Annotated in this window: 22 protein-coding genes, 8 tRNA genes and 1 riboswitch; of the genes, 12 read left to right on the top strand and 18 right to left on the bottom strand. The window is 33.1% G+C overall.

The annotated features are described in order from the left end of the window. Window positions 1-3: 3 nt before the first annotated feature. The 9 genes from tdh to surE all read right to left on the bottom strand — a co-directional run bounded on the left by tdh (window position 4) and on the right by surE (window position 11,809). Window positions 4-1,071: an L-threonine 3-dehydrogenase gene (gene tdh / locus BMX60_RS04460; protein WP_091349570.1), complete on the bottom strand. Its 1,068-nt coding sequence runs from the start codon at window positions 1,069-1,071 to the stop codon at window positions 4-6. Between the two features lie 136 nt (window positions 1,072-1,207). Beyond that, window positions 1,208-2,500, bottom strand: a complete 1,293-nt coding sequence (gene asnS / locus BMX60_RS04455; RefSeq protein ID WP_091349567.1) for an asparagine--tRNA ligase — start codon at window positions 2,498-2,500, stop codon at window positions 1,208-1,210. A 159-nt stretch (window positions 2,501-2,659) separates the two neighbouring features. Continuing rightward, on the bottom strand, window positions 2,660-4,015 hold the full coding sequence (gene mgtE, locus BMX60_RS04450) for a magnesium transporter (protein ID WP_091349566.1): 1,356 nt from the start codon (window positions 4,013-4,015) through the stop codon (window positions 2,660-2,662). Window positions 4,016-4,112: 97 nt separating this feature from the next. Continuing rightward, window positions 4,113-4,289, bottom strand: a riboswitch (M-box (ykoK) riboswitch). A gap of 32 nt (window positions 4,290-4,321) precedes the next feature. Next, entirely contained in the window at window positions 4,322-6,868 is a 2,547-nt protein-coding gene (locus BMX60_RS04445; protein WP_091349563.1) for a DnaB-like helicase C-terminal domain-containing protein, read from the bottom strand. An 18-nt stretch (window positions 6,869-6,886) separates the two neighbouring features. After that, the gene (locus tag BMX60_RS04440) at window positions 6,887-7,885 is read right to left on the bottom strand and encodes an ATP-binding protein (protein ID WP_091349562.1); all 999 of its coding nucleotides are present in this window, start codon (window positions 7,883-7,885) and stop codon (window positions 6,887-6,889) included. Next, window positions 7,885-8,997 carry a DnaD domain-containing protein gene (locus BMX60_RS04435; RefSeq protein WP_091349560.1) on the bottom strand — a complete coding sequence of 371 codons (1,113 nt, stop codon included), beginning with the start codon at window positions 8,995-8,997 and terminating at the stop codon, window positions 7,885-7,887. The genes BMX60_RS04440 and BMX60_RS04435 overlap by 1 nt, the downstream gene beginning before the upstream one ends. 65 nt (window positions 8,998-9,062) lie before the next feature. Then, complete coding sequence (locus tag BMX60_RS04430) at window positions 9,063-10,163, bottom strand: N-acetylmuramoyl-L-alanine amidase family protein (RefSeq protein WP_091349559.1); 1,101 nt, start codon at window positions 10,161-10,163, stop codon at window positions 9,063-9,065. Between the two features lie 114 nt (window positions 10,164-10,277). Next, complete coding sequence (gene deoC, locus BMX60_RS04425; protein WP_091349557.1) at window positions 10,278-10,964, bottom strand: deoxyribose-phosphate aldolase; 687 nt, start codon at window positions 10,962-10,964, stop codon at window positions 10,278-10,280. A 71-nt stretch (window positions 10,965-11,035) separates the two neighbouring features. After that, window positions 11,036-11,809 (bottom strand): 5'/3'-nucleotidase SurE, encoded by a 774-nt coding sequence (surE, locus tag BMX60_RS04420; RefSeq protein WP_091349555.1) that lies wholly within the window; start codon window positions 11,807-11,809, stop codon window positions 11,036-11,038. A 169-nt stretch (window positions 11,810-11,978) separates the two neighbouring features. On the opposite strand from surE, the gene BMX60_RS04415 reads away from it, so the two are divergent. Both BMX60_RS04415 and BMX60_RS04410 read left to right on the top strand, forming a co-directional pair. After that, on the top strand, window positions 11,979-12,608 hold the full coding sequence (locus tag BMX60_RS04415; protein WP_091349554.1) for a YhcN/YlaJ family sporulation lipoprotein: 630 nt from the start codon (window positions 11,979-11,981) through the stop codon (window positions 12,606-12,608). A 153-nt stretch (window positions 12,609-12,761) separates the two neighbouring features. Next, window positions 12,762-12,980: a small, acid-soluble spore protein, alpha/beta type gene (locus BMX60_RS04410; protein ID WP_091349553.1), complete on the top strand. Its 219-nt coding sequence runs from the start codon at window positions 12,762-12,764 to the stop codon at window positions 12,978-12,980. Window positions 12,981-13,015: 35 nt separating this feature from the next. On the opposite strand, the gene BMX60_RS04405 is transcribed toward BMX60_RS04410, so the two are convergent. Both BMX60_RS04405 and BMX60_RS04400 read right to left on the bottom strand, forming a co-directional pair. Beyond that, window positions 13,016-13,387, bottom strand: a complete 372-nt coding sequence (locus BMX60_RS04405; RefSeq protein ID WP_091349551.1) for a hypothetical protein — start codon at window positions 13,385-13,387, stop codon at window positions 13,016-13,018. 82 nt (window positions 13,388-13,469) lie between these two features. Next, on the bottom strand, window positions 13,470-14,090 hold the full coding sequence (locus BMX60_RS04400) for a hypothetical protein (protein WP_091349550.1): 621 nt from the start codon (window positions 14,088-14,090) through the stop codon (window positions 13,470-13,472). An 81-nt stretch (window positions 14,091-14,171) separates the two neighbouring features. Here BMX60_RS04400 and BMX60_RS04395 point away from each other — a divergent pair, with 81 nt between their 5' ends. The 7 genes from BMX60_RS04395 (at window position 14,172) to BMX60_RS04365 (ending at window position 14,944) form a co-directional block, all read left to right on the top strand. Continuing rightward, a complete protein-coding gene (locus BMX60_RS04395) occupies window positions 14,172-14,381 on the top strand; it encodes a hypothetical protein (RefSeq protein WP_091349548.1) in 210 nt (69 codons plus the stop codon). Between the two features lie 59 nt (window positions 14,382-14,440). Then, window positions 14,441-14,517 (top strand) — tRNA-Pro (locus BMX60_RS04390). 1 nt (window position 14,518) lies between these two features. Continuing rightward, window positions 14,519-14,595 (top strand) — tRNA-Asp (locus BMX60_RS04385). Window positions 14,596-14,603: 8 nt separating this feature from the next. Next, a tRNA-Thr gene (locus BMX60_RS04380) sits at window positions 14,604-14,679 on the top strand. Window positions 14,680-14,694: 15 nt separating this feature from the next. Then, window positions 14,695-14,780 (top strand) — tRNA-Tyr (locus BMX60_RS04375). Window positions 14,781-14,788: 8 nt separating this feature from the next. After that, a tRNA-Gln gene (locus tag BMX60_RS04370) sits at window positions 14,789-14,864 on the top strand. Between the two features lie 4 nt (window positions 14,865-14,868). Further along, window positions 14,869-14,944 (top strand) — tRNA-Lys (locus BMX60_RS04365). Window positions 14,945-15,047: 103 nt separating this feature from the next. On the opposite strand, the gene BMX60_RS04360 is transcribed toward BMX60_RS04365, so the two are convergent. The 4 genes from BMX60_RS04360 to BMX60_RS04345 form a co-directional block, all read right to left on the bottom strand. After that, a complete protein-coding gene (locus BMX60_RS04360; RefSeq protein WP_091349546.1) occupies window positions 15,048-15,824 on the bottom strand; it encodes a CheR family methyltransferase in 777 nt (258 codons plus the stop codon). Between the two features lie 81 nt (window positions 15,825-15,905). Beyond that, window positions 15,906-16,304 carry a nucleoside-diphosphate kinase gene (ndk, locus tag BMX60_RS04355; protein ID WP_091349545.1) on the bottom strand — a complete coding sequence of 133 codons (399 nt, stop codon included), beginning with the start codon at window positions 16,302-16,304 and terminating at the stop codon, window positions 15,906-15,908. Window positions 16,305-16,416: 112 nt separating this feature from the next. After that, window positions 16,417-16,851 (bottom strand): type II toxin-antitoxin system RatA family toxin, encoded by a 435-nt coding sequence (locus tag BMX60_RS04350; RefSeq protein WP_091349543.1) that lies wholly within the window; start codon window positions 16,849-16,851, stop codon window positions 16,417-16,419. Window positions 16,852-16,869: 18 nt separating this feature from the next. After that, the gene (locus tag BMX60_RS04345) at window positions 16,870-18,114 is read right to left on the bottom strand and encodes an aspartate aminotransferase family protein (protein WP_091349542.1); all 1,245 of its coding nucleotides are present in this window, start codon (window positions 18,112-18,114) and stop codon (window positions 16,870-16,872) included. A gap of 128 nt (window positions 18,115-18,242) precedes the next feature. On the opposite strand from BMX60_RS04345, the gene BMX60_RS04340 reads away from it, so the two are divergent. Then, window positions 18,243-18,800: a hemerythrin domain-containing protein gene (locus BMX60_RS04340; protein ID WP_091349540.1), complete on the top strand. Its 558-nt coding sequence runs from the start codon at window positions 18,243-18,245 to the stop codon at window positions 18,798-18,800. On the opposite strand, the gene rnhA is transcribed toward BMX60_RS04340, so the two are convergent. From rnhA to BMX60_RS04325, 3 genes are all read right to left on the bottom strand, one after another. Then, complete coding sequence (gene rnhA / locus BMX60_RS04335) at window positions 18,792-19,283, bottom strand: ribonuclease HI (RefSeq protein ID WP_091349539.1); 492 nt, start codon at window positions 19,281-19,283, stop codon at window positions 18,792-18,794. The two genes, BMX60_RS04340 and rnhA, sit on opposite strands and share 9 nt — an antisense overlap. Before the next feature lie 175 nt (window positions 19,284-19,458). Continuing rightward, a tRNA-Met gene (locus BMX60_RS04330) sits at window positions 19,459-19,535 on the bottom strand. A gap of 17 nt (window positions 19,536-19,552) precedes the next feature. Next, window positions 19,553-19,626 (bottom strand) — tRNA-Gly (locus BMX60_RS04325). A gap of 282 nt (window positions 19,627-19,908) precedes the next feature. Between BMX60_RS04325 and BMX60_RS04320 the strand changes: the two genes are divergently transcribed. Together BMX60_RS04320 and BMX60_RS04315 are read left to right on the top strand one after the other, a co-directional pair. Further along, complete coding sequence (locus tag BMX60_RS04320) at window positions 19,909-21,558, top strand: ATP-binding cassette domain-containing protein (protein WP_177159699.1); 1,650 nt, start codon at window positions 19,909-19,911, stop codon at window positions 21,556-21,558. Beyond that, window positions 21,555-23,142: ABC transporter ATP-binding protein (locus BMX60_RS04315; RefSeq protein ID WP_091349535.1), on the top strand; the 1,588-nt coding region annotated here is incomplete at its 3' end. The genes BMX60_RS04320 and BMX60_RS04315, both read left to right, overlap by 4 nt.

The following is a 23,142-nucleotide window of genomic DNA, read 5'->3' as shown; positions in this document are numbered from 1 at the left end:
TCCTTATTTATACTGTTCTAAAATTTTAATGTCTGGATATAGGACTACTTTACCACACTGTCCAGATTCCATAAGTTCAAAGCCTTTTTGGAATTCTTCCAAAGGTAGTCGATGGGTGACAACAGGGGCGAGATTTAATTTTCCAGACTGTATTAAACCTTTAACTTGATACCAAGTTTCGTACATTCTCCTTCCCACTATACCTTGAAGGTTGATCCCTTTAAAAACAACATCATTGGCGATATCTATTGAAACTTCTTCAGCAGGTATTCCAAGGAGAGAAACTCTACCTCCTAATTTAACATATTTTAGACTTTGCTTTAAAGCTGTGGGGTTTCCTGACATTTCTGCTACCACATCTACCCCTAAGCCTTCTGTTTCTTCTAATACTTTAATTATAGGGTCTTCATTTTTAGGGTTAATTATTACATCTGCTCCCAGCTCTTTAGCTAAGTTTAAGCGATAGTCATTAACTTCTAAGGCTATCACTTTAGCTGCTCCCACAGCTTTAGCCACAGCAACTGCAAAAATGCCGATAGGACCACAACCTACTACAGCAACGGTTTTACCAATAATTTCTCCCGCTAATAAAGTTTGGACAGCATTACCTAAAGGTTCTTGGATTGAGAGAAAAGCAGGATCTACTCCTTTAGGATTTACCCAAGCGTTAACTGCTGGTAAAGCTACGTATTCAGCGAATGTACCTTGGGTATCTACCCCTAATATTTTAGTATTTGCACATAAATGGGCATTTCCAGTCCGACACAGTTCACAAACTTCACAAACGATATGGGTTTCTGCAGAAACCACATCTCCCACCTTGATATTTTCTACTTCACTACCCACCTCTACCACTTCACCGGCAAATTCATGGCCTACCACTAAAGGTGGTTTTATTCGTTTTTGCGACCATTGATCCCATTTATATATGTGAAGATCAGTACCACATATACTGGTGGCCAAAACTTTAACTAATACCTCCTTAGGCCCTATTTTAGGAATTTCCTTGACAGTTAATACTGCTCCCCTTTCCCCTTTAGTTTTCATCACAACCTTCATCATTTCAGACATATCGCCGATACCTCCTCCCGAGGATAATTGTACATAATATATTTTCAACACAGAAGATTAAAACCCTTCTAATTTTTATATATTTTTTAAGGAAGGAGAATATACAAAAAAACCGTGGTTTCCCACGGTTTCCATCTTATGGATAAAGTCTGTTTAATAATCTGGGGAAAGGTATTGTCTCCCTGACATGATCTAGTCCACAAATCCAGGCTACAGTTCTTTCTAAACCTAGACCGAAACCAGAATGGGGGACTGAACCATAAGTCCTTAAATCAATGTACCATTGATAGGCTTCTTTAGGGAGATTGTGTTCTTCAATCCTCTTTAGTAACAGATCTAAGTCAGCAATTCTCTCACTACCACCAATAATTTCACCATAACCTTCTGGTGCAATTAAATCTGCTGCCAATACCACTTCTGGTCTTTGAGGATGGGGTTTCATGTAAAAGGCTTTAATTTCAGTTGGATAATGGGTCACAAATACCGGTTTATCAAAGGATTCAGCAATAATAGTTTCATGGGGTGCACCAAAATCATCGCCCCATTTTATATCTTCACCTTTTTCCTGTAACAACTTAATGGCATCATCGTAAGTAATTCGGGGGAAAGGTGCTTTAATATTTTCTAACTTAGAAATATCTCTATCTAATACTTTAAGATCTGCTAGGTTTTTCTCTAAGACTTTTTCTACAATATATGAAACAAACTGTTCTTGGATTTGTAAGTTTTCTTCAAATTCAACATAGGCCATTTCTGGTTCAATCATCCAGAACTCAATTAAATGTCTCCTAGTTTTTGATTTTTCCGCTCTAAAGGTTGGTCCAAAACAATAAACCTTTCCTAAAGCCATAGCAGCAGCTTCCATGTATAATTGTCCACTTTGAGATAGATATGCTTTAGTATCAAAATACTCAGTTTCAAATAGGTTAGTAGTTCCTTCACAGGCAGATGGGGTTAAAATAGGAGCATCGATCAAAGTAAAACCATTTTTATCAAAAAATTCCCTGGTAGCATTGACAATGGTATTTCTCACCCTCATAATAGCTACTTGTCTTGGAGAACGGAGCCAGAGATGGCGATGATCCATTAGGAAATCCACACCATGTTCTTTTTTGGCAATGGGATATGTAGGGGCTAAGTGAACCAATTCAACATCCTTTAGTATTAACTCAAAACCACTTGGTGCCCTTTCTTCCCTTTTTACTGTACCATAAACGATAATGGAAGATTCTTGGGTAATTTCTTTAGCTTTTTCGAAAATTTCTTCACCTACTTCGTTTTTTACCATTACCCCTTGAATGAACCCAGAACCATCCCTGATTTGTAAAAATAGGATTTTTCCAGAAGACCTTTTGTTATAAAGCCACCCTTTAATTATTACTTCTTGTCCTTCAAATTTAGCTATATCAGCTATTCTTGTTTCTACCATAATCTACCCTCCAACTACAAAGTTTTATTCTGTAAATTATATCACTTAATTTAGTTTAATACAACTTTCACAGGATTTTTCCCTGGATAATTTATACTATTATAGTATATATTTGACATACTAATGTCAATAGAAAAAGCACCAGAAGGTGCTTTTTAATTACATTAAATAATCCATAAAAGCTGTAGCGATATAGAAGTAAATCATTAACCCTGTTACATCTTTTATAGTAGTTACAAAGGGACCGGCTGTAACAGCAGGATCAATACCGAATCTCGTAAAGATTAGAGGTATTAATGTACCGATAGTTGCCGCCAAAGTAACTGTACAGAACATAGAAATCCCTACCACTAAGCCTAAGATAGGCATACCTTGCCATAAAGATGCAGCCAAAGCAATGGTTATACCACAGATTATCCCCATAATAAGGCCCACTTTAATTTCTTTTAAGAAATACTTAAACATCTTATTTGGTGGAATTTCGCCAGTGGCTACTCCCCTCACAAAAACTGTGGAAGATTGGGAACCAACATTTCCACCCATATCCATAATAACTGGGATAAAGAATGCCAAAGTTACGATGGCATCTAATGTCTCTTCATAAACGGAGATTACACTTCCTGAAAACAATCCACCTAAGAGACATATAATTAACCAAGGTAAACGGGTTCTTGCAATGGAGAAAGGTCTTGCTTCAACTAAGGTAGTTCCTTCTACTTCTGAAGTACCTACTAAGTGGTAGATATCCTCAGTTGTTTCTTCTTCTATAACGTCCATGATATCATCTACAGTAATTATACCTAGTAGTTTATTATCTTTATCAGTAACGGGAATTGCTAGGAAGTTGTATTTTTGTACCATTTGAGCAACCTGCTCTTGGTCAGTTTCTGCTTCTACACTTACAACATTGGTTCTCATTATTTCCCTTAAAATCTCGTTTTCATCGGCGATAATTAACTCCCTTAATGAAACAACCCCCACTAACCTTTCATCTTCGTCAATGACATAGATATAATAGGCTGTTTCTGCCGAAGGTGCTAGTTCCCTTAATCCTTTAATAGCTTCTCTTACAGTTAAAGTTTCTTTGAAGGCGATAAACTCTGTGGTCATAATACCACCAGCAGAGTCCTTTGGATATTCTAGCAGTTCCCTTACTTCTTCAGCATCATCACTTTGCATGTAGCCTAAAATTTTGTTTTTCAGATCTTCTTTTAGTTCACCTAAAAGGTCAGTCATATCATCGTAAGGCATTTCAGATAAAATATCTGCTGCAATTTTAGGTGATAACAGAGAAATTATTTTTGCTTGTTGTTCTAGTTCCATTTCACCTAAAATTATTGCTGCTTCTTCATTGTTCAATAAACCAAATATCTCTATTTTCTCTTGATTTGGTAAACTATAAATTTGTTCTGCTAAATCTTGGGGTAGTAGATCGTCTAGTAGATCCGTTCGTTCTTTATCCCTTATCCTTAAATAGCGTAATATTTTCTCCCATGCTTGTTTTTCTAATGCCATTTAACTCACCCCTTTCAAAATATACACATAGTTTCTTATGTGTTATTAAAAAAAGCCTTCCTCAATTTGAGGAAGGCAATAAATGCATAGCATAATTAACCCACCTCATACGTTTGAGTTTCAGCACTATATGACGTAGAGTAGTTAATACATAACACTCAGCTACATTAAGCATGCCTTATTTCGGCAGTGCCTGTTCTACCCATTGGTGTCTCTAGACATTTCTGGGCAGTAGCCTATGTTCATATAGTAGCCTCACCTAACGAGGTTACATATTTAGTTTACCACTTGTAAATAATTTGTCAACTACCTAGGAGCACTTTTTTCTAAAGATTCTCCTAAAGGATCAATATAGCGTAAATATCTGTCATCAAAGATCAAAGTAGTAGTTCCAGTCTTACCAGTCCTGTTTTTAGCTACGATAATTTCTACTTCATTTTCCCTTCCTTCAGCCTTTGCTTCTTCAAAGGCCTGAAGACTAGTTCGGGCATGGCGATATAGGAAAATTATCATATCGGCAAATTCCTCAATATTTCCAGATTCCCTAAGGTCTGAAACTTGAGGTCTTTTATCTTGTCTTTGGGAATAACTACGGTTTATCTGAGAAAGCAGGATGATTGGAGTATCTAGTTCAGCAGCTAAATTCCTCAACTGAAGGACTATTTCACCTACTGCCCTAGCGGTAGTTTGGTTAGCAGCATTTTCGGGGATGGCTATAGTTTGAAGATAATCGATAACAACTAAGCCTAATCCTCCCATTTGGGCCTTCATTCTCCTTAATCTAGCCCTTATTTGGGAAACATTTATACCCCTTTCATCACTGATTCTTAATGGCAAGTTATATAAAAGGTTAAGGTTTTGAACAAATTCTGTAAATTCTTTATCACCTAATTCTCCCCGTTCATACCTTTGGTTATCGATCATTAACTCTTGGATTATCAATCTATCCATAATTTCTTCTGCACTCATCTCAAGACTGATAAAAGCTACAGGGAGTTTTCTCTTAATTACATTCCTTACAATATTTAAACTAAAGGCAGTTTTACCGGTAGAAGTAGCAGCAGCTAAAATTATTAAGTGTTTATTTTTAAAACCATTTGTTAAGCTATCTAGGGACATAAACCCTGTCTGAAGTCCCCTAGGAGTTAATCCTTCCTTTCGCTTAACATATTCTTCTAACCTATTTGCAAGTAGTTCATTAATATCATAGATAGTTTTTTGATTTGTATTGATATCAGTGGCTTGGAAAATTAGTTCTTGAGCTTGAGAAGCAATACTATCTACAGATGCCTCTTCATTTTCAGTAACTAAATCTCCGATTTGTTCTACAGCTTTATAAAGCTTACGCTTTAGGTATAAATCTTTTAGAATTCCTACTCCTTTATGGAGTTCTGAAGGTGGTGGAGCATTTGAAGTTAGTTCGGTAAATAAGTTTTGAATATTATCTACAGCTTCTCTTTTTTGCAGTTCTAAATATAAATGTAGTTGTGATACTTCCCCTGTTTTTTGATATTGATTGAGAATAATTTCGTAGATATATCTATTTTGATTATTATAAAAGAGGTCGGGAATTAAAACATCGGCAACTTCATCAATTTTTCCTGGGTGTTCCAATAGTATTCCCAACACTTGTTTCTCAACAAAGGTATTGTGGGGCATTTTACCTTTAGTTTTTCCCTTTGTGATTTCTAAATATTCTCTAACCTGTAAAACTGTTTTTGACCAACGCTCCGCCAGATACTTAATTAAATCTTCTGCTACCATTTCATTATAGACATTTTGAGTGATATATTCTTTAGCAACTAAATATTCCTTTTCAACGGTTTTCTGCTCATTTAGTAGATGTTTTAAAATAAAGTAATCGGCGTAGACGGTCTTTTCTAAAAGCCTTTGAACTCCCTCTTCTCCCTCAGCCTTTAAGATATCATTGACATCTTTATAGGGATGTTCTGGTATGGCTACCCGAATGTCTAAAGTAGGTTCCTCATCTAATAATATTTTTTTATTTTTTTCAACACTTTTTATACCAGTAGAATCATTATCGGGAATTAAAATAATGGTTTTTCCAGCTTTATATTGTTTACCTTTACATAGCTTAGCAATTATTTTCCCTTGCTGTTCTGTAAGGACATCCTTCATTATCCCTACTGAACTTAAAAAACCACTTTGCCACAAACTCATGACATCGAAATAACCTTCTACTACGTAAAGGGTATCGGTTAGGTGTTTTCTACCTCTATGGAGATTATATAAAAGTTCCCCTTTGTTGAAAACTTCATCATTCCTAGAGTTTTTATATTTAGGTTCTACCCCTTCATCTAAAAACCGATTACTAAACCCCACTACTTTACCCATACCGTCGTGGATGGGAATTACTATAGAATTGTTTTTATCATCATATCCTAATTCAAAATCATTTACCGTTTGTTCTGTAATACCCCTACTTTTCAGGTACTCTTTACCCACATTTGCCGTTTTGATCATAACTTCTTTAGAAGCTTCTAGTTGTACTTGATTTTGTTGAACCCTCGCCTTTTTTTTACGATATACTGATAAATCAATATGGGATAATTGAATCCCTGCTTTTTCCGCCAAGAATTCTAATGCTTCATTGAAATCAAAATTATAATATTCCTTTACAAAGTCTAAAACTCCTCCACCAGCTTTACAACCAAAACAATAAAAACTTTGGGTTTCATCATAAACCGTTAGTGAGGGGGTATCTTTGTCATTGTGAAGAACACACTTTCCTTGATAAAGGTTTCCCCTTTTCTTTAGCTCTGTAAACTGTCCAATGTAATCTACAATATCTATTTTATCCTTTATTTCATTTAAAATAGCTTCATAATTCAAGTTTTACCCTCCTCCCCATTAAAGTGTGTTCCGTAAGTTTCCAGTTAACTGGAATAAATGACTGATTTCCACTAACCGCCAAATTACCCTTTCACCATACATATCATTTTTACTTCTTTCTTTTAACTCAGTTAAGGTGAAATTTGAAGTTATAATTGTTGGTAACATATTGCGGTAACGATGATCAATTATTTGGGCTAAATACTTTTGGGCAAATTCAGAATTTTTTTCCATCCCTAAATCATCAATGAGTAATACAGAAACTGAGGTAACCCTACGCAATATGGCACTCTCTGTTTCTGTAGCTTCTTCATTGTATGTTTCTCTAATTTTGTCTAGGAGGTCAGCATATACCACATAAAGAACATCAATTTGCTGTTCTATAAGAAAATTTGCTATACAACCTAAAAGATGGGTTTTACCTGATCCCGTTTGGCCATGGATAAAAATTCCTTCTTGAAAGGCTTGTCCTTTTTTAATATAAGTAACTAATTTATTTAAGTAGTTTTGAATTACCTTATATACAGTTTCTGCATTTTTCCTATCATTTGGTAAGTATTTTAAAAAATTAGTGTTTTCAAAGGTGGAGTTTTGGATTTTCGGGGTAAGACCTGCCCTTCTTTTTTTGAAAACCAAAGAATCATCAACTTGACAATCACATGGCTTTACTCCTAAAGAAGTATAGATTTTTCCCCTATCTTGACACTTTCCGCACTTCCACTGGGGTTCTTTATAGTTAACTGGAATATTATTGTTTTTTAAGAATTGATTTTTTTGACTAACTAAGATATCTAATCTTTCCTGTAGAGTTTTAAGGTCTTTGGATTGTTCTCCCTTAATTTTTTTTGCTAATTCTATGGCATACTCTTTTTGAAGATTAGCAATATCTGTATCTAATTTTTTCAGGTCAGGAAATTGTTGATAAAGTTTTTCAATATTTTTCTGATGGCTTGCTACAATTTTTTGTCTGATTAAAAAATTATCACTATCTAACATTTTATTATACAATTCTTCCATCAATTATTTCCCTCCCCATTGAGGCCATAAGATAATAGTGTTTTTTTTCTAATAGCTTCTTCTAAGTCAGATTTGCTGTGTTCGTGGGTGAAATTTTTCTTTTCTAAGGGTTCTTTATTATTACTTTTTGGTAAAAGATACTGTTCCACTTCCTGTAATGATTTGACCTTAGCCCTTTGTAATTTATTGATTATTTTATTAACAAAGGCAACAGTGGGAGAACCTTTACCCTTATAAAATCCATGTCTTATTATCAGTTTTATCGTTTCTTGGATCAATGTAGGACTTAAGGCTTCTAAGGATTTATCACCTTTTAACCAAAGATTTATCATATTCTTTTCTTCAGGAGTTAAAGTATCATACCCTTTATTTAACTCCTTTTCTACCATACGATAAACTTCCCAATTTTGTTTAAATGCTTGATCTTTTTTATTTAAATCTTCATAAGTTTTAATTCCCATCAATAGCCATTCTTTAACAATTTTATCGGCATATTTACTAGGACAACCCTTGATTCCATCAGTTTCAATTTTATTTTTCGTTCTAATTAATAATTCCTCTAAAAGCCTAAAATCTTTTATATGATAAAACCAATCATCAAATAGTTGTCTCAATTGTTTAGTGGGATGAAATTTACATTCTTTAATAAAGCGAGCTACTAACTCATCTTCACGCTGAATTACTGTAATTTCATCACTATTTTCGATAAAAGGAGTTTCTTCATTACCTAATAGAACTTCTTCTTTCGGTTCAAGATAACTTTCTACTAAAGTAAAAAATCTTTTTTTCGTTTCGATATCAATATTTTCATTATCTTTTACAAACTTAATAAACTGGTTTGAAGACATGGGCTCTAACAAAACCAGTTTATCCTTTTCTTGTTTTATTAACTGATATTTAAGTAGTAGCTTAAAGGCTATGGTCCCAGTTGTCTCAGACATTTGTAATTTTTGATAAATTTCCTTAAAGGACATGTTTAAATTATTGTTAATACAATGTTTTAAATATATCCAAAGGGCTATAGCCTCATAGCCCAATAAAGGTTGATATAATTCTAATAGTTGATATTTGACTATTGTATCCCCATTATAATTGCCCCTAGTTATAAACATAATTATTTTCAACCTCCCAAAACTCTTTTAGAAATTCAATTATACATTAAGGAGCTTAGGAGTGTCTAGTTTGAATAATACTCTTTAATGGCATTAAACAAAGTTTGGGCCGCTTTTTCTGCAAAATCTGCCCTTAAAATTATTTTTTCATCTTCAGGATTAGTAATAAACAAGATTTCAGGAAGGACAGATATGAAATTTTTTCCCCTAAGTTGAATACTATTGCGATTTACCACTCCCCGATCCCTAGCACCAAATGCTGATACTAAATGTTGTTGTACTAAGATAGCTAATTCTCTGGACTGTAAACCATTAAAGGTATTGGCATTGTACAGTGTTTCAATACCCCTTACACTTTTTATATCATTGGCATTATTGTGAAGGGAAATGAACATATCTGCATTAAAGTTGGCAGCAAATTCAACCCTTTTTATTAAATCATTGTGATAAGTACCTGGAAAAGGACGTTCATCGGAATATCTTGTTAAAATCACTTCTGCTCCTTTTTCTTCAAGTAACCCTTTAAGCTTAAGTGCAATAGGTAATACCACCTCTTTTTCTGTTATCCCCGTTGAACCAACGGCTCCTGGATCAATACCGCCGTGTCCGGGGTCTATGACAATCCTTTTTCCTTCTAAGCCTGGTGATAAAAGCTTAAATTGGATGTATTGGGGGGCTTGTTGTATTAAATACCTTTGTCCCCTTCCCTCTAAAGGTCTTTTATCTAAAAGGAAGGTTATAGTTTGCCCTTTGACATCTATTGTCACATGGCTTAATAAATGGGAGCCATTAGAAAATTCTGCGGCGTTTTGTACATTAGTAACTGTAATTTTAATATTTTCCTTAGAGTCTACTACCTTTACTTCACTTTTTTCTAGGTTAGTAAAGTTAAATCTAATAAAGTTATTTGTTCCCTCTTGAAAACCAGTTACTCCTAGAAAATAATTTTCCTGAGGTAGCCCGGTTTTAGGAATTTCCTGTACTACATTTTTACTGTCAGTAGGAATTTTTAATTTTCGCTTTAAAGAAGAAGTAGATTCTTCTTGAGAGTTTAAAAAAGATAGTAGAAAAATAAATATACTAAAAGATATTAAAAGGAAAAATAGTGTTAATAACTTCTTCTTATTTGTTGGTCTTTTTCTAGTGAATAAATTTCTGTTTCTCATCGTTTACACCTTCTAATTAGATTTTAATAATAAACTTTAACCTTATATATTATTCGACAAAAAATAATAATCTCCTTTATATTTAAGGAGATTATTAAGTGTTTATCTTTGGAATTAATATGTACCTTGGGAAGCTTCCTTACCTTCTACAATAGCTATACTACTGCTGGCACCGATACGGTTAGCACCTGCTCTAACCATTGCTTCAGCCACTTCTTTGTTTCTTATTCCTCCAGATGCCTTTACTCCTTTATCTTCTCCAACAGTTTTTCTCATCAATTGAATGTGTTCTACAGTTGCACCATTTGTACCAAAACCAGTAGATGTTTTTACGAAATCTGCCCCAGCTTCCATAGATAACTGACAAGCTTTTTCAATTTCTTCTTCAGTGAGATAACAGGTTTCTAAGATTACCTTTACTATACCCCTTCCTTTTGCCTCTTCTACCACAGCTTTAATGTCATTTAAAACATAATCATAATCCCCAGATTTCATCATTCCCACATTCAAAACCATGTCGATTTCAGTTGCCCCTTTATCTAATGCATCTTTTGTTTCAAATCTCTTAACTTCAGTAGTAGAAGCTCCAAGGGGGAAACCAATTACTGTAGTAATTCCCACATTACTTCCTGTTAATTCTTTTTTAGCCAATTCTATGTAGCAGGGATTTACACATACAGTAGCAAAACCATACTCCCTTGCTTCTTGACATAATTTAATAATTTCTTCCTTTGCTGCTTGTGCTTTTAGTAAAGTATGATCAATCATTGAAGCCAAATTTTTATCAAAGTGTTTTTCCATGAAAATCCCTCCATTAGTTGTCTGACATCTAACATTATTATATATCTTTTCGAGATTTTTTCCAATAGTTTTTAAAACAATTTTTCATCTAACTGCCAATTTTCCAACATATTTATTAAGTTATATTTTGTAAAATCAAAATGGATAGGGGATATAGTGATATAATTTTCTTTAATTTTTGCCACATCGGTATTTTGATCTTCTATATAATCCTGTACCTCTCCTACCATCCAATAATACACGTTTCCTCTAGGATCTTCCCTTCTATGGAAGAGTTTATCATATCTCCTTTGTCCTAAAGAAGTTATGGCAACACCTTTAATTTCATTTTTTGGTAAATGGGGGACATTGACATTTAATAAAGTATCTTTAGGTACTCCCTGTTTTAATAGTTCCACAGCCAATTTTTCTGCAACTTGTGCAGCAAAGGTATAGTCAAGTTCATTATTATGTCCAACTAAAGATATGGCAATAGCAGGTACCCCAATAATAGTTGCCTCAATTGCTGCTGAAACAGTTCCAGAATACAAAACATCGGTTCCTAAGTTAGGGCCTTTATTGATTCCTGAAACCACTACATCCACTGGTTCCTTTATTAATTCTGTTAATCCTAATTTACTGCAATCGGTTGGAGTACCATTTACCGCATAGGCTTCAATATCTTTCCATTTATCTACCCCTTGTATTCTTAAAGGTTTATGTAGAGTTATTGCTTGACTAACGGCACTTCGCTCCCTTTCAGGTGCAACTACAAAGACTTTGTGTCCTTTTTTTGAAAACTCTTTTACTAAAGCATCTATGCCTTTGGCATAAATGCCATCATCATTGGTTATCATTACATTCATTTCCTTCACCTCTACAAATTTCTCTTTTAATAATCTTATCATTAAAAAATTTTTTTGTAAAATTATAGATTTTTAGGTATAAAACTACTAATTTTGTCAAGTATATATTGTTTATGCAAGTGGAAAGATATTAACGAAGAAGCAAAAAAAATTTAAGGAGGTGTTTTATTTGAATAAAACCAAATTTTATTTGGTTGGTTTATTAGTATTTGCGATGATATTTACCGTTGTAGGATGTAGAACATCACCAAGTCCTGCTCCTGCACCAAGTCCTGTTCCAGCACCAAATGTTCCACCTGATCAAACTCCAGATCCATACAGACCGCCAGTAAATCCATCTCCATACGATCCTAATGTTCCACAAACTCCTAATATGAGGCCAGCACCACCAGCTCCAACACCGGCTCCAGCACCTACACCTGCTCCAAGGGCAAATAATAGAGCTGATGATACTGCTGAAAGGATAGCCCAAATGGTAACAAGGATGGAGAATGTTGATAGAGCCACTGCAGTAGTTATGGGAAATATGGCTCTAATTGGTGTAAGGATAGAGGGTGGAAATGAACAACAGGCAAGAAATAGGGATAATGCTGCTGGACAACAAATGAAAAGACAAATTGCTGATAAAGTAGAAAGGGAATTCCCAGAAATCAGCGAAGCGTTAGTTACAGCAGATCCTGAAATCACCAATAGGATAGAAAACATTTCAAGAAATATTCAGCAAGGCAGACCAATCAGTGAGTCTTTAGATGAAATAGCTCAAATCATTAGAGATATGACACCAAGGATGGGACGTTAACAAAAAGTTTGGTATAGGATATTGATTAAAAATAGGTGGAGACTAACAACTCCACCTATTAAAGTTTATTGGCAGCCTTCACTTATTATAGAAAGATATACTAACATAGCAAATTATTTAATGCTAAAACTAATAGTAAAGGAGGTGATATTTATGGCTAAGAGAAATAAAATTATGTCAGAGGAAATCCTTGATCAGTTTAAATATGAAATTGCTGAACAGTTGGGAATTAGAAATAAAATCGAAACTCAAGGTTGGGCTAATATGACTTCCTACGAGTGTGGGAAAATTGGCGGTAAAATTGGTGGTGCTATGGTTAAAGTAATGATTAAAAATGCGGAAAAATATTTAATGGAAAACGGTAAGCTATAATTTTACAGGAAGGGCTCTCCCCTTCCCCTTTTATTTTATAATATTACGTCACTAATTGAATTACAAAACTGGATCTTATTTTCATTGTGACAATAACAACACTCTATAGTATAGTTATTTTTTAAGGTATATTCATCAAAATATAGTTTTTTATGGCAATATATACATCTTACTGGAGATATTATCCCTCCTGTATACAGTATTCCATCAAAGAGGCTTAAGATTCGATCATCTACTAAATCTGCAGGCATTAGTTTAAATCTTTCTTTTTGTTCTTCCCTTTCAAGGGTATTTTTTACTTTTAGACGACCAATTATTACATCTGGATTTTGTTTGAAAAAAACCACTAAATACTGATCGTATTCTGCAATTCTTAATTCATATTCATTTAATAACTTTAATATCATTTTTCTCCCCTACCTTTTTCCTTTTTTATTAAATTACTATTAAAAATTTGCTAAAAAATACCTAAAAGGTAGGGTTTTTATTTTAATACATCTTAAATTGATATTTATATGAACTTTCATTGCAAATAAATTGTACATAATAACCTTTAGGTATCAAGGAAACTAAAGGATTATTTTCTGAAGGATACTCTTCACTTACAATAAAAATTTGTTCAACACTAAAACTTTCTATTACCTTAGTAATATCTGTTAATTGACTGAGTATAAAGAATTGGGGATCATATTTGTAAAGGTGTTGGACAGAAACTAAATCATTAGATATAATAAACTTAAATCTTTTTAATTCTAAAAATATAGTATTTTCATCAATAATTATTAGGTTGTTGTCTTCATCTTGTAATTCAATATTAGTTCTTTGCCCTATAAAGTAAAAATTGAGATTTTTTACATTACTAGTATTATCCCTTACCAATATAAAATCTAAATCACTGAAATCGTAGATTAAGTGGATATCTTTAAAATCCCCGAAATAAATCACACCATTTTGGTGGTACCCATCAAAGAAAATAAGTATTTCTTCTTTATAATTATAAATTTCAAGGACATTTAAGCCTAAATCTTTAGGTATCTCTTCCCTCTCAATATATTCTGTATTTAAATTTAATAAAAACAATAAAATAATTATAGAACAAAATTTTTTCATATGTTTTTCCCCTTATTAAATATTTCTTGTAATATATAATTATAATAATGTATAATTTAAGTAGCAGGAGGTGTGGGTAAAGTGGTTCGGAAAAAAGTTAAAGTGGTAGTTAGTCAAGGAACTGTTAAATTTTTTAAATATACTTGGTTTCCAGTAATAGCAGCTCTCCTTTTTATTATTGGTCTCCAAATAGGAATTTATTTAATTACTAAAGATAATCAAGGTAATTTTACATCCTTATTTAATAGAGAAATTTGGTCAAATTTCTGGGATGCTATAAAAAACTTTTAATTTTTTTCAAAAAAACACTTGACATTGATTTGGTCTTGTATTATACTTGTTATTGTTGTCGGGGCGTAGCGCAGCTTGGTAGCGCATCTGGTTTGGGACCAGAGGGTCGAAGGTTCAAATCCTTTCGCCCCGACCATGGAGCTGTGGTGTAGAGGCCTAACATGCCTGCCTGTCACGCAGGAGATCGCGGGTTCGAATCCCGTCAGCTCCGCCACTAAATATGCCGACGTAGCTCAATTGGCAGAGCAGCTGACTTGTAATCAGCAGGTTGCGGGTTCGAGTCCCATCGTCGGCTCCATTTTTTCTTTAACATGGAGAGGTTCCCGAGTTGGCCAAAGGGGGCAGACTGTAAATCTGCTGGCTCCGCCTTCACTGGTTCGAATCCAGTCCTCTCCACCATCTAATGTTGGGGTATAGCCAAGTCGGTAAGGCACGGGACTTTGACTCCCGCATTCGTAGGTTCGAGTCCTGCTACCCCAGCCACTATGAGCCATTAGCTCAGTCGGTAGAGCACCTGACTTTTAATCAGGGTGTCCCGCGTTCGAGTCGCGGATGGCTCACCATTTTGAATATAAAGACCTAAATTTAGGTCTTTTTTTATTTTATCTACTAATAAGGTGTTGGTAATACCAACACCTTATCTTTTCCACCCTATTAGGTGTTTTTTTATTCTATTTTCTGATAGAAAAAGGTTTGAATTGATTTAAACCCTAACTTTTGCGGGAAGAAAATTTGCTCTGTACTTCCTACAAATAATACTCCCCCTCTATTTAATGATTGATTAAACTGACTATAAATTTCTTTTTTAATTTCTTCTTTAAAATATATCATTACATTTCTACAGAGGATTAAATCAAAACCCTTTGGGTAGTCATTGGTTAGAAGATTATGCTCTTTAAAGGTGATATTTGTTTTTAAACTAGGATTTATCCTGAATTGATCCTTTTCTTTAACTAAATATTGGTGGTAAATTTCAGGTATCCCAGAAATTTCTTTAATATCATATTTTCCCTCTTTAGCTTTACTTAGAACTTTTTTATCTAGGTCTGTTGCTAAAATTTCGTGGGGGATCTCTAGATTGGTTAAAAGCATTGTAAGGGAGTAAGGCTCTTGACCGGTAGAACAAGCGGCACTCCAAACCTTCAATTTTCCCTTATTATATTGCCTTAAGATTGGGATTATTTCTTTTTTCAATACTTCCCATCTTTCTAAGTTCCGGAAAAACTCAGAGACATTGATAGTCACTTTATCCATAAATTCGTCAAACAATTCCCTGTTTCCTAAAATCAAGTTATAATAATCTTCATAGGTGTTCTTATTATATTTTTGAACTAAGGTGTCAATCCTTCTTTTCATTTGTTTTTCTTTGTATAGGTTGAGATTCAGCCCTGTTTTTTTGTAGATTTTTTCTAAGAATTGTACATATTCTCTTTCTAACAACATCTGCTACTCCTCCTGTTATTTTGATTATTATTTAATTCGGCAAAATAACAGGAATTCCTTCTATATATTACTTAAAATATACTACTTAAAAAACAAGTCTATTTCCCGCTGGGCACTTTCTGGTGAATCAGAGGCATGAATAACATTATAGCGGATATTAGTAGCATAATCTGCCCTAATGGTCCCAGGGGCTGCTTTTGTTGGGTCAGTGCTGCCAACAATTGTCCTTACCCCTGAAATACAATTTTCTCCCTCTAATATCATCGCCACTACAGGCCCTGATGTAATATATTGAATTAGTTCATTAAAGAAAGGTTTTTGTTGATGCTCTTGATAATGTTTTTCAGCTAAAGTTTCTGGTATAGTCATCATTTTTAAATCTTTTATAATATAGCCTTTTCTTTCAAACCTGTTGATAATTTCCCCAATCAGTCCCCTTTTAACGCCATCAGGCTTTATCATTACAAAACTTCTCTCCAATTTCATCACCATCCTTAAAAAGATTATATTAAATAAATTGCCCTTTTGTAATAGGGTTATTCCTATTATAAAGGGCAATATTTTTGCGATTGGTATAAACTATTAGGACAAATTAACCCTCAATTTGTTGTTTTATGGCGGTAAGCATCGAATCACAATTTTGTTTGATAATTAATTTAGCTATAGGATTAAGTAATGAAGCTATCATAGGAACACCAAATTCAAAATCTACTGTTAAGTGAATTTCTACTCCCTTTTCTGTTTCTGTCAATGTCCATTGACCTTCAAATTTCTTCAAATCCCCTGAAACCAATTGATATGTTATTCTATAATCTTCATCGTAAAAGGTATCCCTTTCTACCCAATTGAAAGGCTTCCCTTTAAGCTCTGTTTCCCATTTAGTTAAGGTGGTATTTCCATCCCTTTCTATAACTTTCACCGATTTAACACTTTCCATAAAGTTAGGATAACTTTCCATATCCTTAACTATTGGATAAATCTCCTCTATGTTACCTTTAACTGTTATACTAGTTTCTACAAAAGGCATTTTTACCCCTCCTAAATTTTATAATTCTTCAACAAACATAGCTACAGTGGCAAAAGCTTCGTCTAAAATTTCCACAACCTTGTCTATTTCTTCTCTAGTTATAATTAATGGTGGCTCAATCCGGATAATCTTTTCGTTATTTAATGTATAAGCTACTAATAGTCCCCTATCAATAACTTCTGACATTAACATACCACCAATTCCTTCTTTGCTAAACTCTAAACCTATGAGAAGCCCCATTCCCCTAACTTCTTTAATAACATTAGGATATTTTTCTTGTAGTTTTAATAGTTTATCGATAAAATATTGACCTTTTTCCCAAACCTCATCTATAATATTATCCCGTTTGAGAATTTCTATTGTTTTAATAGCTGCAGTACAAGCTAGTGGATTACCTCCAAAAGTAGATGTATGTAATAAGGGAGCTTCAATAAATTTTTCCCATAGTTTCGCTGTAGAAACGAATGCACCTATTGGCATTACCCCTCCACCTAACGCCTTTGCTAGACAAAGGATGTCTGGGATTATATTAAAATGTTCACAGGCAAACATTTTTCCTGTTCTACCCATCCCTGTCTGAACTTCATCTACTATCAATAATACTCCCTTTTCAGTACATAGTTCCCTCAAACCTACAATATATCCTTCAGGGGGTACAATAACTCCCCCTTCCCCTTGAATAATTTCAATGATTACCGCTGCAGTGTCTGGAGTTATAGCTTCTTCCACAGCCTTTAAATCACCAAAGGGAACATGTTTAAAACCTGGCAATAGTGGTTCAAAGGGCTTTCTAAAGAGCTCTCTACCAGTAGCACTTAAAGAACCTAAGGTTTTACCATGAAAACCGCCCTTTGTTGCAATAATTTCACTTTTTCCAGTAGCTATTTTAGCTAATTTAAGGGCTCCTTCTACTGCCTCTGCTCCACTGTTACAGATAAATGAGTATTGTAAACCTTCTGGGGTAATTTCACCTAGTAAAGCACAAAGTTCTGCAAGCTTAGAGTTTATCAAGACCTTAGAAGATAGTGGCATTTTGTCCATTTGTTCTTTACATGCTTCAATTATTTCTCTGTTACAATGACCTAAGTTAATTGAACCATATCCACCAATACAATCTATGTATTTTTTTCCGTTATTATCCGTTATGTAGATTCCTTCAGCCTTTTCCTCAATTGTAGCAAGGCCCATAAAGCGAAATAGCCTAGCCATAGCAGGGTTTACGTAATTTTCATAATTATAAAGGGTTTTTTCTAAATAATCCATTTTTAATTCCTCCCTCAATATATTTTTAAAATAAATTAAATCCTGAAAAACAATAAACTTGTGATAAATATCATAATAGAAAAAGAAAACTATGTGTATAATAAAATTAAAAATAGGAGGTTTAAGGTATGAATGGTATTCAATTGATGATTGATGAACATAAGTACATAAAGAGAATGCTTAGGATAATAAGGGCAGCTTGTGTAGAAGTTTTAAATAACAAAGTAGATTATATGTTGTTTAGAGATTGTATCGACTTTGTTAGAAATTTTGCCGATAAACATCACCATGGTAAGGAAGAAGAATTCTTATTTCAAATAATGACAGAAGAATTAGGTAAAGATTTAGTTGAAGCGCCGTTAAGTGGGATGTATGCGGAACACGATTTAGGTAGGTTATTTATCAAGAATTTAGAAGACGCTCTAAAAAAACATGAAGAAGGTGATGATGAAGCTAGATTAGATATAATCGCCAATGCCATCTGCTACACAGACCTTTTACATCGTCATATTGATAAAGAAGATAATGCCCTTTTCATGTTTGCAGAAAAACAGCTTAAACCTGAAACTTTAAGGAAATTTCATGAGATGGTAGAAGAATATGAAAAAAGAGAAACCAGTCAAAATGCTATTTTCAAATATACAAATATGGTAAAGGAATTTGAAAGAAAACTAGGTTTAAAATAAACTATTTTCCTTTGATCTTTCTTTCATAAATTCTTCATCATCCAAAAGATGTGGTTTTTTTATAGCTTCTGTAGCTAAAAAATCACATCTTTCATTTTCAGGATGACCTGCATGTCCTTTTACCCAAAGAAATTGGGTTTTATGAGGTTCCATCAATTGTAAAAGCCTTTTCCATAAATCAGAATTTAAGGCTTTTTCCTTACCATTTCTCATCCATCCTTGATTTTTCCATTTATATACCCATTTTTGATTTATTGCATCAACTATGTACTTAGAATCTGAGAAAACAGTTACATCACAAGGTTCTTTTAAAGCTTCGAACCCTTTAATAACTGCTAAGAGTTCCATTCGGTTATTAGTAGTAAGTTTGTAACCCTCCGATAACTCTTTTACATGTTCATTGTATTTTAATATTGTCCCATATCCTCCCGGTCCAGGGTTTCCAGAACATGCACCGTCGGTATAAATATATACTTTTTTCATCTACAACCCCCTCCTTCTTTTATTAAGATATATTTTACCATTTTTTGCGAAAAATAAAAGTCCCTTCTATTTTTTAGGGACTCTTTTCTTTATTTTACATAATTAAATCTATTCCCTTTTTAAATTTTTATGTTACAAAATAAAAAACATCCCTTAAGGGATGTAATATACCTGTTGGTGGCGGCACAGGGATTTGAACCCCGGACACTACGGGTATGAACCGTATGCTCTAGCCAACTGAGCTATGCCGCCATATTTATTAATAAAATTGGAGCGGGTGATGGGAATCGAACCCACGTAACTAGCTTGGAAGGCTAGGGCTCTACCATTGAGCTACACCCGCATAAAACTTATTTAACTCTCACAGCAATATAAATTATATACTTTTTTCATTTTCAAGTCAAGAGTTTTTTATAATTAGTATAATAATTTTTATTCATTACAAATACAAAGCACTGTGTTATTATTTTTTAACATTTTTAATTAAAAACTTAAAATTATTAAATTTATAAATAAAAATATTCAAAATAACTCTTGAAATTTTAAGATTTATGTGTATAATTAAAGTAAAGTTTTAAATTTTTAAATTTATAATTAAAATTTTAAAGATTGGATGGTGAGAAATGTGAAGGAACTTTTGTTAAAGAGAAAATTCAGATTCGCTTTATACATCTTAGCTTGTATGATACCTATAGCAGATCAATTGATTATTAACTTTACTTTGGCTTTAATGATAGGAAGTATTGAAATTGCCACTATAGAGCACTTTACTAAGGTAGTATTTGTTTCTTTGGGTGCTGTTACTTTAGGTTCGGTCCTGTATCTTATCTCCCGTTTTATGAGAATTTCTTTTATGCGGGATACTCTTTTAGATGTTCGAGTTAAGGCCTTTGATAAAATCATGAAGTCATCATATAAAACCTTTAATATGAAATCAAAGGACTCATATATATCTAACTTAATCAATGATATTAACATCTTTGAAAATAATTTTTTCTTAAAACTAATCAATGTTATATTTACCGGTGGTACCTTCGTTGCCGTAATAATTATATTAGGATTTATGGACTTTTTGTTTGCAATAGGTATACTTTTTATTTCATTGCTTTTACTCTTAATTATAAAATTATTTGAAAAGAAAACTGTTGAACTACAAGAAAAAGTTTCTAATAGTAATGAAGAATTTTCAATAGATATTGCTAATACCTTTAACGGCTTAGAAATTTTAAAATTGAATAATATAGAAGATAGATTCCTAAAGAAAACTCTACTTAAAATAAAGAATCTAGAGAAAAGGAAGTACCAATATACTGTATTTACCGAAGGCCAAGCTAGGGTTAGTAATTTGATGGGATATTTTGTGGTTGTTTCTATACTAATATATTTGTTAAACCTCCACTCTACCGATATGTCCCTAACAAGACTGATATTTATGTTTCAATTATCAAGCAATTCTGTATGGAGTATGGTTCGCTTATTGCCATTGTTAAATGAACTCAAATCCTCAGTCAATATCTACAATAAAATAACTAAGTCCGATGAAGATATCCTTCCAGCCTCTTCTGGAGATAAAGAATTTTCCTTCCAATCCCTGATAGAAGTCAAAGATTTATATTTTAACTATGAAGGTAAAGAAGTTTTTCGTGGTGTAAGTTTTACAATTGAAAAAGGAAAGAAATACTTAATTAAAGGTGCTAGTGGAGCTGGCAAATCTACCCTTATTAAATTACTTTCTAAAATTTATGATGATTATCAAGGAATGATCACCGTTGACGGTATTGATTATAAAGAGATAAATGAAGATAGCCTCAATCAAAAGGTTGGCTTTATCTATCAAGATGTTTTCTTGTTCGAAGATACCATAATTAATAATATTACCCTTTATAAAGACTATGAAGAAGAGAAAATTGTTAAAGCTATTGATGCCGCCGGTTTAAAAGATGTTATAAATAAAAAGGCTTTAGGTTTAAATGAGATGATTTTAGAAAATGGTAAAAATTTGTCTGGTGGTGAAAGGCAGCGGATCTCGATAGCAAGGGCAATTATTAAAGATTCAGAGATATTGTTCGTTGATGAAGGGACTTCAAGTTTAAATGAAGAATTAGGTAGGAGTATCGAAAATACTATTCTCTCTTTAGATAGTACCGTTATCGCCATTTCCCATCGCTATTATCAAGGAATTACAGAAAAATACGATTATGTTCTAGAAATAGTTAACGGGAAAATCAATAAATATACCAGTGAAGAATATTTTCGGGGGGAGATTGCCGTATGAAAAATTCAGTATTTAACAAATGGCCATTTTTGATTTTAGCTGTTTTAATCGGTGCTGCCTCTTCTATTATTGAAGGATTCATTTCGATATTTATGATGAGGGTCGTTGATACTGCATTAGCAGGAGATAAAATGTTATTTTTTAATGAAGCAAAGATTTTAGTTTTTTTAGCTATATCATTGTTACCTATCAATCTTGCTTTATCCTTTGCGAAAGGGTTATACAAATACAAAACACTTTCTTCCCTTAAGTTTGCTTTTATGAATAGTGTTTTCAAAAAAAATATTAGTGAATTTCAAAGGGATAATAATGGTTTGTATATCTCAGCAATGACTAATGATATGAATATAATTGAAAACAATTATATTGAAGGTATTTTTCAAGTTTGCATGAATGTTATTTCTTTCCTAGTAGCTGTAATTGTTATTTACTCTGTAAGCCCCTTCGCCTTGTTATTAGCAGTTATCATTACTTTATTAAGTACTATTTTAACAATATTTTTAAGCAAACCTCTTCAAAGACATCAAGCTCAAAGATCTAAACTTTTCGAAGATTATACTTCCTATATTAGAGAAGTTCTTGGAGCATTTTCTATTATTAAAGCCAATGACCTTAGTTCTAAAGTTAAGGACAATTTCTATAATAAAAGTAAAGATATCCAATATAAAGGTTATGTTATTGATAAGATATATACATTTTTCTTGGCAATCCAACATTTTACAGTTCTTCTTTCCTTTTTTGGCATTGCCGCAGTAGTAATTTTTATGGCTATTAGAGGTCATATGACTGCCGGTGGAGTAGTATTAATAATTAGTAATATGGATAAAATCATTAACCCTCTAATGCAAGTTGCCGAATGGTTGCCAAAAATATTTTCTGTTAAATCTTTATTTAAAAAAATGGAAGAAACCCTTAAAAATAACAATCAATACGAGGAGAAGATTGTACTTACTTCTTTTAATGATACCTTAGAATTAAAGGATGTTTCCTTTGGATACGATGATCATCTAATCTTAAAGAATATTAATTTAAAATTTAAAAAGGGTGGGAAATATCTAATTGTTGGTCCCAGTGGTGGAGGTAAATCCACTTTACTAAAACTATTACGTAAATATTTTCTTCCATCTAACGGTGTAATAACTATTGATAATTTAGACTTGAAAGATATAACTAAAGAAAGTTATTTTAACATCATTGCAAATGTAGAGCAGCAAGTTTTTCTCTTTGAAGATACGCTGAGAAATAATCTAACCCTTTATAAAGATTATAGTGATGAAGAGATTAACTTAGCTATTCGAAGGTCAGGGCTTACCCAGTTTGTAGAAGAATTACCAAATAAATTAGATACAATAATTTACGACAATGGTAAGAATATATCTGGCGGTGAAAAAAGTAGAATAGCTATTGCCAGAAGTCTTCTTGCCAATAAAGATATCATCTTTTTAGACGAAGCATTTGCCAGTCTTGATGAAAAAGTAGCTAGAGAGATTGAGAAAACTTTATTAAGTTTAGAAAATATCACTGTAGTTAATGTAAGCCATGTACTTTTTGATGACACAAAAATATCCTATGATAAGGTAATTT

The organism is Anaerobranca gottschalkii DSM 13577, from assembly GCF_900111575.1.
GTDB classification, from domain to species: Bacteria; Bacillota; Proteinivoracia; order Proteinivoracales; family Proteinivoracaceae; genus Anaerobranca; species Anaerobranca gottschalkii.
This window is presented reverse-complemented; position numbering and strand designations above follow the sequence as displayed.

What these genes read in the sequence shown, in the direction of transcription:
- tdh (WP_091349570.1), bottom strand. Translation starts at nt 1,071, where the DNA reads ATGTCTGAAATGATGAAGGTTGTGATGAAAACTAAAGGGGAAAGGGGA.
- asnS (WP_091349567.1), bottom strand. Translation starts at nt 2,500, where the DNA reads ATGGTAGAAACAAGAATAGCTGATATAGCTAAATTTGAAGGACAAGAA.
- mgtE (WP_091349566.1), bottom strand. Translation starts at nt 4,015, where the DNA reads ATGGCATTAGAAAAACAAGCATGGGAGAAAATATTACGCTATTTAAGG.
- BMX60_RS04440 (WP_091349562.1), bottom strand. Translation starts at nt 7,885, where the DNA reads ATGGAAGAATTGTATAATAAAATGTTAGATAGTGATAATTTTTTAATC.
- BMX60_RS04435 (WP_091349560.1), bottom strand. Translation starts at nt 8,997, where the DNA reads ATGTTTATAACTAGGGGCAATTATAATGGGGATACAATAGTCAAATAT.
- BMX60_RS04430 (WP_091349559.1), bottom strand. Translation starts at nt 10,163, where the DNA reads ATGAGAAACAGAAATTTATTCACTAGAAAAAGACCAACAAATAAGAAG.
- deoC (WP_091349557.1), bottom strand. Translation starts at nt 10,964, where the DNA reads ATGGAAAAACACTTTGATAAAAATTTGGCTTCAATGATTGATCATACT.
- surE (WP_091349555.1), bottom strand. Translation starts at nt 11,809, where the DNA reads ATGAATGTAATGATAACCAATGATGATGGCATTTATGCCAAAGGCATA.
- BMX60_RS04410 (WP_091349553.1), top strand. Translation starts at nt 12,762, where the DNA reads ATGGCTAAGAGAAATAAAATTATGTCAGAGGAAATCCTTGATCAGTTT.
- BMX60_RS04405 (WP_091349551.1), bottom strand. Translation starts at nt 13,387, where the DNA reads ATGATATTAAAGTTATTAAATGAATATGAATTAAGAATTGCAGAATAC.
- BMX60_RS04400 (WP_091349550.1), bottom strand. Translation starts at nt 14,090, where the DNA reads ATGAAAAAATTTTGTTCTATAATTATTTTATTGTTTTTATTAAATTTA.
- BMX60_RS04360 (WP_091349546.1), bottom strand. Translation starts at nt 15,824, where the DNA reads ATGTTGTTAGAAAGAGAATATGTACAATTCTTAGAAAAAATCTACAAA.
- BMX60_RS04350 (WP_091349543.1), bottom strand. Translation starts at nt 16,851, where the DNA reads ATGCCTTTTGTAGAAACTAGTATAACAGTTAAAGGTAACATAGAGGAG.
- BMX60_RS04345 (WP_091349542.1), bottom strand. Translation starts at nt 18,114, where the DNA reads ATGGATTATTTAGAAAAAACCCTTTATAATTATGAAAATTACGTAAAC.
- BMX60_RS04340 (WP_091349540.1), top strand. Translation starts at nt 18,243, where the DNA reads ATGAATGGTATTCAATTGATGATTGATGAACATAAGTACATAAAGAGA.
- rnhA (WP_091349539.1), bottom strand. Translation starts at nt 19,283, where the DNA reads ATGAAAAAAGTATATATTTATACCGACGGTGCATGTTCTGGAAACCCT.